At 48.7% G+C, this 304-nt stretch carries 1 protein-coding gene; it reads right to left on the bottom strand.

What is annotated here, in order from left to right; all coding sequences use genetic code 11:
- Nucleotides 1-304, bottom strand: a 304-nt coding sequence (locus HUK49_RS10745; protein ID WP_459562907.1) for an RraA family protein, incomplete at both ends; no start/stop codon positions are given.

Genomic DNA, 304 nt, shown 5'->3' on the forward strand with positions numbered 1-304 from the left:
CCCTTCGATAATCAAACCCACCACGCCACGAGATTGCGCTGATGTCGCTAACAAATCACCAAAGAAACCATGATTAGAAGGCGATGTTGGCGCAAACACCATGACATCCCCCGCTTTGCACTGTTCGATCGCCACGTGCATCATCCAGTTATCGCCAGCGGCACCTGAAATAGTGATTGCAGATCCAGCAATAGTTTTGTCCATTTGAATTGGGCGCATGTAATGAGCCAATAGACCAACACGACCTTGAGATTCATGAATGGTTGCTACACCGCACTCTGCCAAACCATCGATTACAGCTTGG

The sequence above is a fragment of the Limosilactobacillus portuensis genome (genome assembly GCF_014838735.1).
Taxonomy (GTDB): Bacteria; Bacillota; Bacilli; order Lactobacillales; family Lactobacillaceae; genus Limosilactobacillus; species Limosilactobacillus portuensis.